The 14,399-nt window shown below is 41.1% G+C and carries 14 protein-coding genes; 6 read left to right on the plus strand and 8 right to left on the minus strand.

Annotated features, from left to right (window positions below):
* Nucleotides 1-360: 360 nt before the first annotated feature.
* The 4 genes from HWQ41_RS27575 to HWQ41_RS27590 form a co-directional block, all read right to left on the minus strand.
* Entirely contained in the window at nt 361-2,043 is a 1,683-nt protein-coding gene (locus HWQ41_RS27575) for a SulP family inorganic anion transporter (protein WP_292770222.1), read from the minus strand.
* A 156-nt stretch (nt 2,044-2,199) separates the two neighbouring features.
* Nucleotides 2,200-2,472 (minus strand): hypothetical protein, encoded by a 273-nt coding sequence (locus tag HWQ41_RS27580; RefSeq protein ID WP_292770224.1) that lies wholly within the window; start codon nt 2,470-2,472, stop codon nt 2,200-2,202.
* 131 nt (nt 2,473-2,603) lie between these two features.
* Nucleotides 2,604-3,209 carry a Uma2 family endonuclease gene (locus tag HWQ41_RS27585; protein WP_292770226.1) on the minus strand — a complete coding sequence of 202 codons (606 nt, stop codon included), beginning with the start codon at nt 3,207-3,209 and terminating at the stop codon, nt 2,604-2,606.
* Nucleotides 3,210-3,347: 138 nt separating this feature from the next.
* A complete protein-coding gene (locus HWQ41_RS27590; protein WP_292770228.1) occupies nt 3,348-4,292 on the minus strand; it encodes a hypothetical protein in 945 nt (314 codons plus the stop codon).
* Between the two features lie 217 nt (nt 4,293-4,509).
* On the opposite strand from HWQ41_RS27590, the gene HWQ41_RS27595 reads away from it, so the two are divergent.
* The 3 genes from HWQ41_RS27595 to HWQ41_RS27605 all read left to right on the plus strand — a co-directional run bounded on the left by HWQ41_RS27595 (nt 4,510) and on the right by HWQ41_RS27605 (nt 7,013).
* Nucleotides 4,510-4,632, plus strand: a complete 123-nt coding sequence (locus HWQ41_RS27595; protein WP_292770230.1) for a hypothetical protein — start codon at nt 4,510-4,512, stop codon at nt 4,630-4,632.
* A 104-nt stretch (nt 4,633-4,736) separates the two neighbouring features.
* Complete coding sequence (locus HWQ41_RS27600; protein ID WP_292770232.1) at nt 4,737-6,545, plus strand: ABC transporter ATP-binding protein; 1,809 nt, start codon at nt 4,737-4,739, stop codon at nt 6,543-6,545.
* Between the two features lie 39 nt (nt 6,546-6,584).
* A complete protein-coding gene (locus HWQ41_RS27605; protein ID WP_292770234.1) occupies nt 6,585-7,013 on the plus strand; it encodes a hypothetical protein in 429 nt (142 codons plus the stop codon).
* Nucleotides 7,014-7,102: 89 nt separating this feature from the next.
* Here HWQ41_RS27605 and HWQ41_RS27610 read toward each other — a convergent pair whose 3' ends face one another.
* From HWQ41_RS27610 to HWQ41_RS27620, 3 genes are all read right to left on the minus strand, one after another.
* A complete protein-coding gene (locus HWQ41_RS27610) occupies nt 7,103-9,160 on the minus strand; it encodes a HEAT repeat domain-containing protein (protein WP_292770236.1) in 2,058 nt (685 codons plus the stop codon).
* 191 nt (nt 9,161-9,351) lie between these two features.
* On the minus strand, nt 9,352-9,750 hold the full coding sequence (locus HWQ41_RS27615; RefSeq protein ID WP_292770238.1) for a hypothetical protein: 399 nt from the start codon (nt 9,748-9,750) through the stop codon (nt 9,352-9,354).
* A 12-nt stretch (nt 9,751-9,762) separates the two neighbouring features.
* Entirely contained in the window at nt 9,763-10,071 is a 309-nt protein-coding gene (locus HWQ41_RS27620) for a hypothetical protein (RefSeq protein ID WP_292770240.1), read from the minus strand.
* A 287-nt stretch (nt 10,072-10,358) separates the two neighbouring features.
* Here HWQ41_RS27620 and HWQ41_RS27625 point away from each other — a divergent pair, with 287 nt between their 5' ends.
* Nucleotides 10,359-10,982, plus strand: coding sequence for an acyltransferase (locus HWQ41_RS27625; protein ID WP_292770242.1), 624 nt, complete (start codon nt 10,359-10,361; stop codon nt 10,980-10,982).
* Nucleotides 10,983-11,211: 229 nt separating this feature from the next.
* Here the strand turns inward: HWQ41_RS27625 and HWQ41_RS27630 are convergent, their stop codons facing one another.
* Nucleotides 11,212-12,594, minus strand: coding sequence for a cytochrome P450 (locus tag HWQ41_RS27630; protein WP_292770244.1), 1,383 nt, complete (start codon nt 12,592-12,594; stop codon nt 11,212-11,214).
* A gap of 313 nt (nt 12,595-12,907) precedes the next feature.
* On the opposite strand from HWQ41_RS27630, the gene HWQ41_RS27635 reads away from it, so the two are divergent.
* Both HWQ41_RS27635 and HWQ41_RS27640 read left to right on the plus strand, forming a co-directional pair.
* Entirely contained in the window at nt 12,908-13,540 is a 633-nt protein-coding gene (locus HWQ41_RS27635; RefSeq protein WP_292770246.1) for a ParA family protein, read from the plus strand.
* 2 nt (nt 13,541-13,542) lie between these two features.
* On the plus strand, nt 13,543-14,160 hold the full coding sequence (locus HWQ41_RS27640; RefSeq protein ID WP_292770248.1) for a hypothetical protein: 618 nt from the start codon (nt 13,543-13,545) through the stop codon (nt 14,158-14,160).
* Nucleotides 14,161-14,399 lie beyond the last annotated feature (239 nt).

Here is a 14,399-nt window from a genome sequence, read left to right on the forward strand (position 1 = left end):
CCCCAGTCCCCAGTCCCCTGCTATAATTAGGACTTACGCAAAATATCTCTGAAACTCTGATTTCTCCGTGTCGCGCTAGTTGCTACAAGTCGGGGAACCCGCCCAACGCACTGGCGCCTCTGCGGTAGCCTGCGGCAAGCAGCTTTGCGTCTACGTGATTCTGTAACTCGTGCGTAAGTCCTAATAATATTAGTATTTTTTTATTTATGAACCCGATTCACAACGAAACCGGGTTTATTAACAGTTCTATTTACCTGGAACGAATTACTAACGCTGAACTTGCTGAATGAAGGCTTGGGTATCGCCTTGTCTAATGTGGTGGAACAAACTCAACAAAGCCGCCTTAATCGCAAAATATTGTCAGTCATTTAATTCCATCAATTCTTTCGTTTTCAAATCAGCAGCTACAGGTAGAGAACATCCTACAATCTGAGGAGAGATAGAGCAAATCGCATCTGTGGTTGTTTCAAAACAATTTGATAACCCAATTGTTTTTAACAATCCTGAACGTTCTAGTAGTTGTTTGACTTCGGGTTGTAAACCTGTGAGAATTAAGCGGCAATTGTGCCGTTCCATGTCGTGATAAATATCCTCTAAGGCTACTAACCCAGTTGTGTCCATATTTGGCACAAACCGCAACCGTAGAATTAAATACTTCACTTCCGGTTCATCGCGGAGAAAGGTAGCAAATCGTTCCGCAGCACCAAAAAAGACGGGGCCATCTACCCGATAAACAGCAATTTCCTTACCTAATTCCAGAGGAGTACCAGGGGGAAATACTTCGGTTTCAGGTATTTTAACTAAGCTTAAATCGCTCATGCGTTTGATGAATAAGGCTCCAGCTGCTATCAATCCCACTTCCACAGCCAGAACTAAGTCAAACAAGATTGTCACTAGCCAGGTGAGAATCATCACCGCAAAGTCGGAGTAGGTAGCACGCATTAACAAACCAATGCCATCCCACTCAATCATCCGCCCGCTAACCACCATCAGAATGCCAGCAAGTGCTGCTAAAGGAATCTGGGCTGCTAGGGGTGCTAAAGTTAAAACAATAATCGCTAAGGCAACGCCATGAATTACCCCTGATAGTCGGGTTTTCCCGCCAGAACGGACATTCACAGCAGTCCGAGCGATCGCACCTGTTGCGGGAATGCCCCCAAAAAATGGCACAATGATATTTGCTAATCCTTGACCAATTAATTCGCGATCGCTATTGTGTTTTTCGCTTACCGTCATCCCATCAGCCACCACCGCCGATAGCAACGATTCAATACTTCCCAGTGCTGCTAAAGCCAAAGCCGGATTTATCAGTTCCCGAATCACGCTAAAATCATTCCAGTGGGGAATACCTTGGGGCATCGGTAAAGATTGCGGAATGCTGCCAATTGTCGGTACATTCAGATGGAAATAACTAGCGATCGCTGTTGCCAACACCAACCCCATTAAAGAACCTGGTATTGTAGAATTAATCCTAGGCCACAAAACCGTGGTTGCAATCACCACTATTGCCAACCCAACAGCAGCCCAGTTTAAAGCTTCTACATGAGTTACACTTTGCCAAAGTCCCGGCAAAAAATGTTCGCTACGCGGTAATTGTAAACCAAAGAAATTATTTAATTGACCACAAAATATAATCACCGCAATACCATTGGTAAAGCCTGCCGTCACTGGATAGGGAATAAACTTCACTAGCTGTCCAAGTTTGGCAACCCCCAAGGCAATCTGGATAATCCCAGCCATCACTCCAGCAATCCAAACTTTCTCAATGCCGTACTTGGCGACAATTCCCACCAAAACCACGGCCATTGCACCTGTTGGCCCTGTAATCTGTACCGAGGAACCGCCAAAGATTGCCGCGACAATTCCCGCCACAATCGCGGTGTAAAGTCCAGCTTTTGGTTCTACTCCACTTGCCACCGCAAAGGCTAAAGCTAAAGGTAAGGCTACTACTGCTGCTGTCAGCCCTCCTGTCAAATCGCCACGCAGTCCACTAAATAAGCGTCCCAGACGCTGTGGTTCTTGGAGGATATCTGAGATTGCCATATTCAGTTTCAACTCTCATACAGAATTTGCTGATACATACATTGATGTGATCTGATATCCGGGCAATTAAGCATAATACCCGGAACCCCAAAGAGCCTGCGGGGAAAAGCCCTTTCATTATAGACATCTAGGAAAAAACTCAAGATTATATTGTGATTAACTTGTTTTTGCGATCGCTTGTGCAGTCTTGAACAATCCGCCCATTTTGGTTTTAGATGAAGCGACCTCGGCGATGGATAATGAAACTGCGTTATTTAGGCTACTTGTCAAAACTACAGGTATCTTAAGCACCTTTGCCACTTTTGCAAGTGCAAGAGTATTCTTTTCTACCGCCGTCAGAGGTAAGTTTTTAATCAGCTTCATCGTGCCAACTTGATGATCAATCAGAAGCATGACCGAGTTTTCTTGAATGAAATCAGAATATTTCATTGTGCTGTTTGACTATATCCTCTCAAATCAGCTTACAAGGCAGATGTATCTAAACACAACTTTGGTATTCTAGCTTAGAAAACCGTAGTGAGCGCCCCTACCTCACCTCAGCCAAAACAAAATTTTATTTGTCAAATATGCATAATGTCGTCGAGTTTAAGTTGTAAATTTGGCAATATCTCAGAATAAATAGTATCTCCTAAGCGATATTGTTGCTGCTGGTACGCACCGTTCACTAACTGACAAAGTGTGAAGGTGGGTTGTTTGGGATTGCCGATAAATTGCAAACCACCCAAGCCCCGAAAGTCTATAATCCAATATTCTGGGATGTTAAGAAAAGCGTATTCTTCTACTTTTCTTGCATAATCATCTTGCCAATTAGTGCTAACAACTTCAGCAACCAATTTGATTGTACTACCGTTACAAATAATAGGTTCTTTTTGCCAGAGCGGTTCTTGACTAAGTTTTGCTTTATCTAAAACAATTACATCAGGACGCAGCGACGTAGCTTCAGCAGCAGGTGGTTTAATCAGACAAGTTTTTGGGATTAGCCAGTTGAAATTAGAACTAAAAATTTCGACATAGATTCTACCAGCAATACTACCTGCGACAGCTTCGTGTGGACCTGTAGGTTCCATGTCTCTTAGTTGTCCGTCTATTAGTTCGTAGCGTGTATTATCACCATATTGGGCTATAAATTCTTCAAAACTAAGTAGTTTAGGTGAGGTGTAGGTCATAGGTCTTATTTTGACTTAACTTATGCTTATTCTAGCGTTGGTATAAATTATAGAGGGTACAAATTTTATTAAAAAGCTTATGTGAGACATAGCTAGTTTCATAACTCATATTTTTCTGAGTTTACCAATCTCATGCTTTTATCTAGCACTATCTTTATGTTTTAATTCCAGAAAATCTTTAGTTACTTTAACTATAGAATCTCCATTTATATAATTTGAAGTATAATTGGGCGTTAATGGTAGATTATCACCCGATTCTAGTACTAAAATAACCCGAAAAAAATATTCATCCATACTAGTATCAATCCGTTCAAGCTTAATATCAGTAATTTCGTTCAAAGAATATTGAAAAACTGTTTTTCCTAACGTTCCAAACCACCTGTAACGACTAAGTTTTACAGTATTTGTTTCCTTATCAAGGTTACAAGTGATAAATAAACCTGGTGACGCTACTAGCAACGCTAATATTCCACAGAATACAGTAATCATCACAGAAATGTAACCAGTAAAAGTCTCATCAAATATAACCTCTAAATTCTTCTCTATAGGGGTTTTCAAAAAATTATTAATTCTTAATACTATTGATTGCAATTCTTCAAGGTTCAATGTTGGGTATCCTGCGCGTGAAAAAGGAAAACTATCTCTATCATTTAATAGTAAAATGTTATATTTATAATACTTAGCCTGACCATCAGTATCAATCTGAGTTTCCAATTTAGCCTCTAGTAACTCAGAAACTAGCGTTTGACTCTGTTCTCGACCTAACCAATTATTTTTTGTTAACTTACACATCACTGTTAGAGTATTTTGTCCCGCACTCAAATCAATATTTGAAGTAGATATATTGTTTGGATAACGATGACATACAAGTTGTGTAATAGGTGTAAATACAATAGACGCAAATAAAAATAAAACAAACAATTGACTAAAAAATATTCCCACACCTAAAAATACTTTTGGTCGAATAATAAAAATAAGTTTAGTTGATGTTTGCTCTGAGACTTTTAGAGGATTAGCTAGAGTCAAATAACATCCACCACCTAAGTTAATTGTCAACAGGATGGTAAATAATAAAAAAGTCATTTTATTTGTAGCTCCAGAACCGCTTTAGCAGATAGAAATATTACGTGTTTACCAATTAGATAATAAACCAAGAAAGAATAACCTCAACTACTCTTCTGTGCCTAGCGCCATCGAATATGCCAGCATTAATCTACTCTCTACCCCTCACACTCCTTCATTTGATCTAGTTATAGCTCACCGTTCGCGTAATCGAGAATGAGTTTGATGAAATACCCGAATGCCTGATTTTATGGGGTATCATCCGCTTTTTGATGCCAGCGCGATCGCTGTTGTTGACTTATACAAACGAGGAAATGCATCACAATCAGGCGATCAATTCTATTCCTTCATAAATTACTAGTTTAAGTGTCTCATCAGTCTGTCTGAATTAAGTCTTTAATCTTCAGACTCGGACTCAGGACAGTGTTCTGTGTTAATATCAGTTGCACGAAACCGCAAAAAGCCGTGGCTACTGTATTAAAATCTCATCGGATATCAAGAAGGCGTAAACATTCAACGCATCCTCTCCAGCGCTTGCTTGAGTATGGACACCAGTATCGTAAACAAATTTGGCTGGCAATTACTTATTCTACGCTCAATAAATTTTTCGACTTGGCACCACCCGGCTTAATTGGCGTGGCGGTGGATGTGGTAGTCAAGCAGCAGGATTCCATAATTGCACAGTTAGGGGTACGCGATGTCTTTCAACAATTTTTGATTATTTCCTTCCTGACAGTGATCATTTGGATACTAGAATCTGTTTTTGAGTACGCCTACGCGCGACTTTGGCGGAATTTGGCTCAGAATATTCAGCATGATTTGCGTTTGGATGCATACAAACATTTGCAAGAGTTGGAATTGGCTTATTTTGAAGAACGCAGCACTGGCGGTTTAATGTCTATTCTTAGTGATGATATTAACCAATTAGAGCGATTTTTGGATGGAGGAGCGAATGATATTATCCAAGTTTCCGCAACTGTTGTAATTATTGGCGCTGCTTTCTTTATTTTGGCTCCTAGCGTAGCGTGGATGGCTTTGTCACCAATGCCATTTATCCTCTGGGGTTCCTTTGCTTATCAACGACGACTTGCGCCTCGTTACGCCGAAGTCCGAGAAAAGGTAGGTTTTCTCAACTCGCGTTTGTCAAACAATATTAGTGGAATTACTACTATTAAAAGTTTCACTGCTGAAGCTTATGAAGCCTCTCGTCTGGAATTAGATAGTGAAGCTTATCGCCGTAGTAACTCTAAAGCAATTACTCTTTCTGCTGCTTTTGTGCCGTTAATTCGGATGCTAATTTTAGTTGGTTTCACGGCGTTACTGTTGTATGGCGGGATGGCAGCAGTTTCTGGAACAATGTCTGTAGGTACTTACAGCGTATTAGTGTTTTTAATCCAGCGCTTGCTGTGGCCTTTAACAAGATTAGGCGAAACTTTTGACCAATATCAAAGGGCAATGGCTTCTACTAATCGAGTCATGAATTTGTTAGATACTCCTATCGCTATTCATACAGGTGATATATCGTTACCTGTGAATGAAGTGCGCGGCGAAGTGCAATTTAAAAATGTTTATTTTGCCTATAAAGATAGATTTCCAGTGATTAAAAATCTGTCTTTGGATATTCCAGCAGGAAAAACGATCGCAATTGTCGGTTCAACTGGTTCTGGTAAAAGCACTTTAGTAAAACTTTTGTTGCGGTTGTACGAAGTGCAAACGGGAAGCATTACTCTCGATGGCATTGATTTGCAAAGTTTGAATCTACAAGATTTACGCCGTTGCATTGGTTTGGTGAGTCAAGATGTCTTTCTATTTCATGGCACCGTAGCTGAGAATATTGCTTATGGCAGCTTTGAAACTAGAGAAGAAGAAATTATTACGGCGGCGAAGGTAGCGGAGGCGCACGAATTTATTATTGAATTGCCCGAAGGTTATGAGACAATTGTGGGGGAAAGAGGACAAAAGTTATCTGGTGGACAAAGACAACGGATTGCGATCGCCCGTGCAGTCTTAAAGAATCCCCCGATTCTGATTTTAGATGAAGCTACCTCGGCAGTGGATAATGAGACAGAAGCGGCAATCCAGCGATCGCTCGAACGGATTACAGTCGATAGAACTACAATTGCGATCGCACATCGTCTTTCCACCATCCGCAACGCCGATTGCATTTATGTCATGGAACATGGGAAATTAGTAGAGTCGGGAACCCATGAGCAATTGCTGGAGAAAGATGGTATTTATTCTAGCCTCTGGCGTGTACAGTCAGGTTTGAGATAACTTTCGCGCAAAGTTTTGTGTCTTCATTACGAATTATTTATGTTTTTTGGTAATAGTCAACCAGAATCAGGTGATACTAAGTGGCGTCGCCAGTTGGATAGGTTTGTCAAAGCAAATCAGCAGGAATTGGCGGCGCTATTTTGGGGATTGTGGTTAGCAAATGGTGACAGTCAAGGTACTGTTGGTATTGATTTGCAACCAACGCCGCATTTTGTTTATTGTCCGAAAGAGCAGATAGATAAGTTAAATAATCAAGTTGATAATCGGCTTCAGGAAATTTTGGGAATTGTGGAGAATCACAAACCGGATGTGGAAGTTGTGATGATTGGGATTGGGAAGGGGGAAATTAAGTTAATTCAGTTTGCACCGGAACCAGCACCACCGATTTGTTTTGAGCAAGCTGGTAAGGATGTGGATGGGTTATTGGATGTGTTGGAAGAGAGGATGAGGGAGGAGATTGTTTTTTAACGCATAGGCGCTTCGCCTTCCCGCAGGGTAGGAACGCGGAGGGAAGCGCAGAGGAATGCGGAGGAAGATAAGAACTCTGCGCTTGTTGTTTAGTTGATTGCTTTGTGGAAATCTGGGTAAGTGAGATTTTGGGCACAATGCCAGATAATGTTAAATACGGCTTCGTAGCGATATGAACTGTTTTTGTAGAACTGTTTACTTAGATAGTCTTTTAGGGTTATGACTACTTGCGGTAAATGTTCGCTTTGCAGGGTTTTTGTCAAACTATCAGCTATATCCAAAAGACAGGATTCATAGGATAGCTGAATAGTGGCGTTGTTGTTGAAGCAGTTTTTATTGTCATCATCTTGTTGAAAGATTTGAATAAATTGCATTAGAGTAAGAATAACTTCGTTGAGCTTCTGTTTCACCAATTTGTTTTCTAGATCAAGTTTTTCTAAATTTTGAACTGCATCCATCAGGATTGATTCATCTTTATACGGATTGCTTTGCCGTATTTGGCATAAAATAGCGATCGCCTTTGGATTACCTGGATCAATTTTCACTAGGTTTTTAGCTGCATACAAACGTCCCCATTCATCTTGAGTGGTTTCAAATATCTGAGATAATGTGCTAAGTGCCACTTTGTTACCAGGATCGAATTCTCCCAGATATAAAGCAGCCCTAGAAAGGAAACATTCATCATGAGATGTTTGAATCCTCTCCAATAGAGCCGGTATCGCTATTTTATTACCTGGATCAATTTTTCCTAAACTCTCAACTGCATTGCATAATAAATAATCATGTTTAGTGGCGGCGATTAACTCGATTAAAGTTAGAATTGCAGCTTCATTACCAGCACCAAAAAGCCCTAAGTCTTGCACTGCTAGGCTGAGGTAAGAATGCTCATTAGCAGTCCTAATCAGCTGAACTAGAGCATTAATTGCAAGTTGATTACTGGGGTCGATTTGCGATAGAGTTGTAGTTGCTCTGTCCGCTATATACTGGGCATCATCTGGATGTTTTGGGGATTGACCCAGATTTTTAACTAGCTCGAATAGGACATTAATTGCAATTTGATTATTAGAGTCTACTTGTAGGAGACTTTTAGCTGCTTGCAAACGTTCTTCATCAGACTGTGAGGTTTCAAGTGTTTTTGATAGAGTAGCGATCGCAGTTTTATTCCCTGGCTCAATTTCCAGTAGATATGTAGCTGCGCGATTGATAAGAGATGCATTCGCACAAGTTTCGAGGATGTGGACTAAAGTCTTGAGTACAGATGCATTACCACGATCAATTTGCCACAAAGCGCGAGTTGCATCAAAACAGATTCTATCACCCTGGTTTATTTGTAAGAATTTGACGAGGGCTGCGATCGCAGTTTGATTACCATAGCCAATTTTCCCCAATGCTGCGATCGCTTCGCAACAATTGTCCTTATTCAGTGTCGTCTCCATAAGGTAAACTAATGCAGCGATCGCGGTTTTATTTCCGTAGGCAATTTTCCCTAAAGTCCTAATTCCAACCGTGCAAATTTGCTGATCTGGTATCTTTTCGATGTCGTGAACTAGAACAGCGATCGCACTTTCATTACCAACGGCTATTTTTCCTAGACTATAACTTCTCTGGCAGAATCCCTGTCTATCCTCAGTAATTGGCATCAAAATCAAAGCTGCGATCGCACTTTTATTACCCGGATCAAGTTTTCCTAACTTCTCGGCTGCAACTCGGAGAATTGAAGGACTTTCTGTAGTATGAACCAAATGGACAAAAGCGGCAATAACCCGTTTTCTATCGGTTAATTCCAGAGTTTTTCTGGCTGTCTTCACCAATGGTTTTGGTAGTATTTGCCAATCGCTTTTATCTTGCCGAAAATAAGCATAACTCCATTTCAGCAGTTGGGAAGCGATCGCATCACCCAAACTACATTCTGAGAACTGGGATAAAGCCTCAGCCGCCAAAAAATAGGCGCGATACCGATAAAAATTGCCGCAACCGTCATCAAAATCTATTAAAGCTTGGATAAAATCTTCTTTTTGCTGCTTATCTACATCCTTTTGGCTGAACCAGTAGAGAATCTCTGCTTTCCACTCCGGCTCAAAGATGCGGTAAGTGCCTTGATTTAAATTGCTGCGATCGTGGTTAAAGAAATACTGCCAATCATGCATTGCCTCCTACCCACTTCGAGATGTGGGACGAAAGGGACTTAAATAAATCTTGCTACATCAGTTGGCTTTCTGTCAAGTCTACACGCAATAAGTATCTGTAAAGTTTTCCCTCTTATGACTCAAAAAAAGCAGCAGGCGAAATGTGAAAAAACTCTGCGAGGTGAGCGATATGATTAACTGTCAGCTAGACTTCAGAGTTGTATCTCAAGCATTGGAGAATCGATATCTAAAAACCAATTTTCATCAATAAACTCTAAATTTTCATTGTAAATAAGAACCAAATCGCCGAGCTTTTGAGCGTTATTATTTGTCGTCTGTGTGCCATCAACAGCAGAAGATATAAGGAAAAACTTTAGTTGTAGAAAACGTTCTTTGTGGGTAACGCCAATAGAGCTACTAACTAATTCAGCTTTTAGGAGACGAGGCAAAGTAATTGTTTCATAATATTTATCTTGTTCATCCCAGTAACCGCATATTTTATAATCAGATAGTTCCAGATGTTGTTTAACAAGAGTATTAGCATCTAAAGTTTCTAATATTTCAGTTAAATCTCGCCAAACTTGATGATTTTTCAATTCAAGTTTTTTCATAGTTCTGTGGGTTTAATGTTCTGTTACCAAACCGGGGAAGTGTAATATACTATCAATAAATTTTGCATGAAATCGGCGCTCGCCACCTTTACCTAATACTTTAGATTTCAAATCGTAGCCGGATTCTTGGGAAGTCACGAGTCCCACACTACCACGAGGAGGTACTTGCACTTTCTCAATGGCTTTTAAATGTTTGCCATTCTGATCGTATTTTAATGCGAACTTTATTTGTTCACTTGCAAATGAAACTAGTAGACCACTGGTTGACAAATATACAGTATTAGGTTGAATATCTTCCCAATTATTGGGTAAAGCTTCCATGTAATTTACTACTGATATAGTAGTCGAATTCTTGGGGTACTTCTTTAGCCCCTTTCATTCTCTAAACAGTTGTATCTTGAGAATCTGAACTCCGATATCAAAAATCGTAATGTTTAGTTTACCTTTACAAGGCTACCATTCCCCACCCAACTTTTAGATAAACGGTACTCACACGGGAGAAAATACTCTAATTGGGGAAACCTAATAAATGTGAAGAGTGCTAAAGTACCGCGTCGTTTTCCTGCCTGGTTGAAAGCCAGAAGGTTCCTGAACTTCTGTGAGGTTTTATGAAAGAGATCAAAAATAAAATTACGAATAAATTAGAGCGACTATTGGAACAATGGTTAATACCTCGTCTGGTACAGTGGGGAGAATACCTAAAAACAAAAATCAGGCGATACAAGCATCAAGAACTGAAGAGTAAATTAAAATTTTGTGGCTCTGGTTTACGATTTAAGCGAGATATTAAAATTGACCATCCCCAAAATGTATCTCTGGGGAATAAAGTATACATCGGCCCCGATGTCTTATTAGATGGCCGTGGTGGTATCACAATTGGCGACAACACCACACTTGGATTTAACGTTATTATCCTCTCTGCAAACCACGACTATCAAAGTGATGATTTGCCCTATGAACATAATGTCTACATTCATAAACCTGTTGTCATCGGTCGCAATGTTTGGATTGGCGGAAATGTCTTAATTATTCCGGGAGTTACCATTGGAGATGGTGCAATTGTGGCGGCTGGTACGATTGTAACTGCCAATGTTGAACCTTTAGCAATTGTTGGAAATCAACCTATGAGAACAATTAAATACCGCGACAAAGAACATTATGAACTACTCGCTCACAAGCAAGAGATTCAACCTGAAATATCAGTTAATTCTGACACTGAACAGCATAACTGATTAACCAAACTTGATCTACTTCGCGCTAGAACCCTACCCCTTATACCATTTCACACAAATCCTGATACATATAGATTTCTCGCAGGGGTACAGCATTGCTGTACCCCTACCAATGTATTTGTATCATTACGGTATTAATCCCCTCCCCGCTCTTCGGGAGGGGAGACAAAGCATAGCTTTGGCGGGGTGGGGTTCTTGGGGTTTAATAAGTAATCAAGCGAACTTAATATTACACCAACACTGGCGTATTCGCCCGCTTAACTTCAGGTGTTGCAACCATCCGCATTCCGGCGGGTGCGGCTATAGTTAACCCACGGCGCACAGGACGCACAGGACGCTTATTCACTAGCGATACTTGAAATTCCGACAGAACAGTTGCCAAGACGATTTTCATTTCATACTGGGCAAATGCCATCCCAATACAGCGACGATTACCGCCACCAAAGGGTAAATATTCATAAGGCGAATATTGTCTTTCTAAAAAGCGTTCTGGTTTGAACTGCTTAGATTGTGGGTAAACTTCTTCCCGATGATGCGCTAAATAAATACTGGGGATTATTGCGGTTCCTTCTGGCAGTTCATAGCCCATAATTTTAATTGGGTTCTTGACAATCCGCACGAAAGCAGTCATGGCAATTGGGTAAATTCGCAATGTTTCTTGGCAAACTGCTGACAAATAGGGCAATTTAGCTACATTACTCAAATCGGGGTTAACTCCAATAGTGTTGAGTTCCTGTAACAACTTCTCACGCACTTCTGGTAAATAGTCAATCCAGTAAAAAGCCCATGTCAATGCGGAAGCGGTAGTTTCATGTCCCGCAACTAGCAGCGTCATTAACTCGTCGTGTAATTCTTCATCTGACATCCCTTGACCATCGTCGTAACGAGCAGCCATCATCAAACTCAGGATATCTTGGCGATTTTGATCTGGTTCAGCCCGACGTTCTCGAAGCAAAGCATAAATAAGTTGATCAATTTTTTGCCGTTGTTGCAAAATCCAACCCCACGGACTCCACGCCCCGAAATCTTTTTGCATGAACCGGAAAAAGAAGGCGCTGGACATTACGGGCGAAGTGATGAAGTCTAACAAGTCACTTAGCGATCGCCTCAGTGACTCAAAAAGCTGTCCTTCATTCAAACCAAATACAACCCGTAGAATAACACGCAAGGTGATTTCTTGCATCGACTCACGGATATTAAAAGGCTTACCAATTTGCCATTCATTACTCACCTGTCGGGTTATTTGCCGGATTTCTTGACCATAAGCCCGCATCCTTTCGCCATGAAAGGGAGGAGCTAATAGTTGCCGTTGGCGCTGGTGGCGATCGCCATCTGATAACATAAAGGAGCGATCGCCAAGTAAAAATTTTAGTGCTATATTCCCCCTGCCAACCTCAAAATAGCTGGAATCAGCAGTAAAAATCTGCTCAAGTGCTTGGGGTTGACTAAAGTACACAAGATGGTTATCCCCGCGACTACTCCTTATAGTGAAAGTGTCACCATAGATTTTGGCAAAATCATCCACATATTTCACTGGCTGACCAATAAACTTGATCATCCGCAGCCAGCGCGGCATTTGAGGCCCATCAGGCAAATTGTAAGTTGCTGTCATAGAATTTTGGGGAGTTAATGGCTTCTGAATTTTATTGTTACGAGTTTTCATGTTATTTAGGGTTACAGAAAGCGGTATATTCTTCTAAGGCAGTCCCAATGAAAAAATTTCATCACCAGGGACTGAGAACTAGGGACTAAGGACTAAAGACTAAGAACTAGGAACTAGGGACTAAAGACCAGGGGGGACAAAAGGAGAATAATAAACTCCTAACTCCTAACTCCTGACTCCTAACTCAGCATGGGCGAAACCCTAGCTATCCGCTAACAGCACTCACTACTCAGCACTCAAGAGGCAGCATCGGACGCAAGCAGTGCCAAAAATCATCGCTATTCTCAACGGTAAAGGAGGAGTCGGTAAAACGACTACCGCAGTCAATCTGGCTGCAAACTTTGCGAAGAAAAAAAAGGTGCTGCTGATTGATGCAGATATTCAAGGTTCTGCCAGTTGGTGGTTTGGGCGCAGTCAGCAGGGAATGGGATTTGATTTATCTCAAGAAACCGATCCCACACTTTTAGGTGATTTAGGAAAGATAACAGGTTACGATTTAGTAGTGGTGGATACGCCTCCCGCGCTGCGCTCTGAAGCATTAGTGGCGGTAATTGCGATCGCAGATTATCTAGTTTTGCCTACACCCCCAGCCGCAATGGATTTAGCTATCCTCGTGGAAACAGTCAAGGAAGCCGTCATCCCCTTGGGAACCCCCCATCGGGTATTGCTCACCAAAGTCGATACGCGCAGCCTGGGGGAAGCACAAGAAGCAAAAAACACTCTGACTCGGCTAGGTATTCCTGCTTTTAATACCTTCATCCGTGCCTATAAAGCTCATGAACGAGCGGCGCTTGAAGGTGTAGCAATTACTCAATGGCGAGGAGGAAACGCACGGGAGGCGGAATTAGACTATCGCCGCGCGGCTGATGAATTACAGCGTGATTGGAGAAAATAATAATGGCTAGGAAACAAAGTCTCTCTGACTTATTACAAGAAGAGGCGCAAAAATTTACACCCCCAGAAGGTGAACCTGCGATCGAAGTTATAGCAGAAAAAATTGCCGACGAACAGGCTTCATCTGATGAGGAATCCTCAGCACAGACACTTGAGCTAACTTCTACTAAGCGCACAACTCCCACTAAGGCTGATTTAGAAGCGGCTGTCAAAGAGTTGACAAGTAATCTGGAAAAAAGCCACAAAAAAGAAGCATCTCTTGGGCAGGAACTTGCTGATTTACAATCAAAATTATCTAAACAAAAAACATTTGTGTCGGAACAGCAATCAGTAATACAACAGCTAACAAAAGAACTTGAGGAAACCAAAAAAACAGCACTGCAACTTGCAGAAGCAAATTCCCAGCTTATAGAAGAAATTAATGCTTTAAAACAAACAGCAGAAGATAATTCTAAACTTGTTGCCAAAGAAACTAGTGCTATAAAACCAGTAAAAGAACACTACAATCCACTTAACTACAAAAAATCACATCGGTCATCGGAAACACTAGCTCAAAATCAACCTCAAAATCAACCAAATGAGTATCCTGATAGTTCTAATGAGATGTGGTTACTTGACTAGAGTCAGTCAATCAGTCAGATAGAGATTAATGGCACAAATCAAAATCTCTGATTTGTCACAAAAAACTTCATCAAAGCGCCTAACGCACCGCCATGTAACACGGTGCGTTAGGCTAAAGCCGTAACACACCCTACTTAAGATTTATTTTATAAATAGTCTCTTATAATTACCCGCACATGATATGAGTTCGTAGTGAGCGATTCATCGCTCAAAACAAGGATTATCAGGACTAAAGTCCT

The organism is Nostoc sp. NOS(2021), assembly GCF_017115025.1.
Classification (GTDB): Bacteria; Cyanobacteriota; Cyanobacteriia; order Cyanobacteriales; family Nostocaceae; genus Nostoc.

Coding starts and splice junctions, on each gene's coding strand:
- HWQ41_RS27575 (WP_292770222.1), bottom strand. CDS start 2,043: ATGGCAATCTCAGATATCCTCCAAGAACCACAGCGTCTGGGACGCTTA.
- HWQ41_RS27580 (WP_292770224.1), bottom strand. CDS start 2,472: ATGAAATATTCTGATTTCATTCAAGAAAACTCGGTCATGCTTCTGATT.
- HWQ41_RS27585 (WP_292770226.1), bottom strand. CDS start 3,209: ATGACCTACACCTCACCTAAACTACTTAGTTTTGAAGAATTTATAGCC.
- HWQ41_RS27590 (WP_292770228.1), bottom strand. CDS start 4,292: ATGACTTTTTTATTATTTACCATCCTGTTGACAATTAACTTAGGTGGT.
- HWQ41_RS27595 (WP_292770230.1), top strand. CDS start 4,510: ATGCCTGATTTTATGGGGTATCATCCGCTTTTTGATGCCAGCGCGATC.
- HWQ41_RS27605 (WP_292770234.1), top strand. CDS start 6,585: ATGTTTTTTGGTAATAGTCAACCAGAATCAGGTGATACTAAGTGGCGT.
- HWQ41_RS27610 (WP_292770236.1), bottom strand. CDS start 9,160: ATGCATGATTGGCAGTATTTCTTTAACCACGATCGCAGCAATTTAAAT.
- HWQ41_RS27615 (WP_292770238.1), bottom strand. CDS start 9,750: ATGAAAAAACTTGAATTGAAAAATCATCAAGTTTGGCGAGATTTAACT.
- HWQ41_RS27620 (WP_292770240.1), bottom strand. CDS start 10,071: ATGGAAGCTTTACCCAATAATTGGGAAGATATTCAACCTAATACTGTA.
- HWQ41_RS27625 (WP_292770242.1), top strand. CDS start 10,359: ATGAAAGAGATCAAAAATAAAATTACGAATAAATTAGAGCGACTATTG.
- HWQ41_RS27630 (WP_292770244.1), bottom strand. CDS start 12,594: ATGACAGCAACTTACAATTTGCCTGATGGGCCTCAAATGCCGCGCTGG.
- HWQ41_RS27640 (WP_292770248.1), top strand. CDS start 13,543: ATGGCTAGGAAACAAAGTCTCTCTGACTTATTACAAGAAGAGGCGCAA.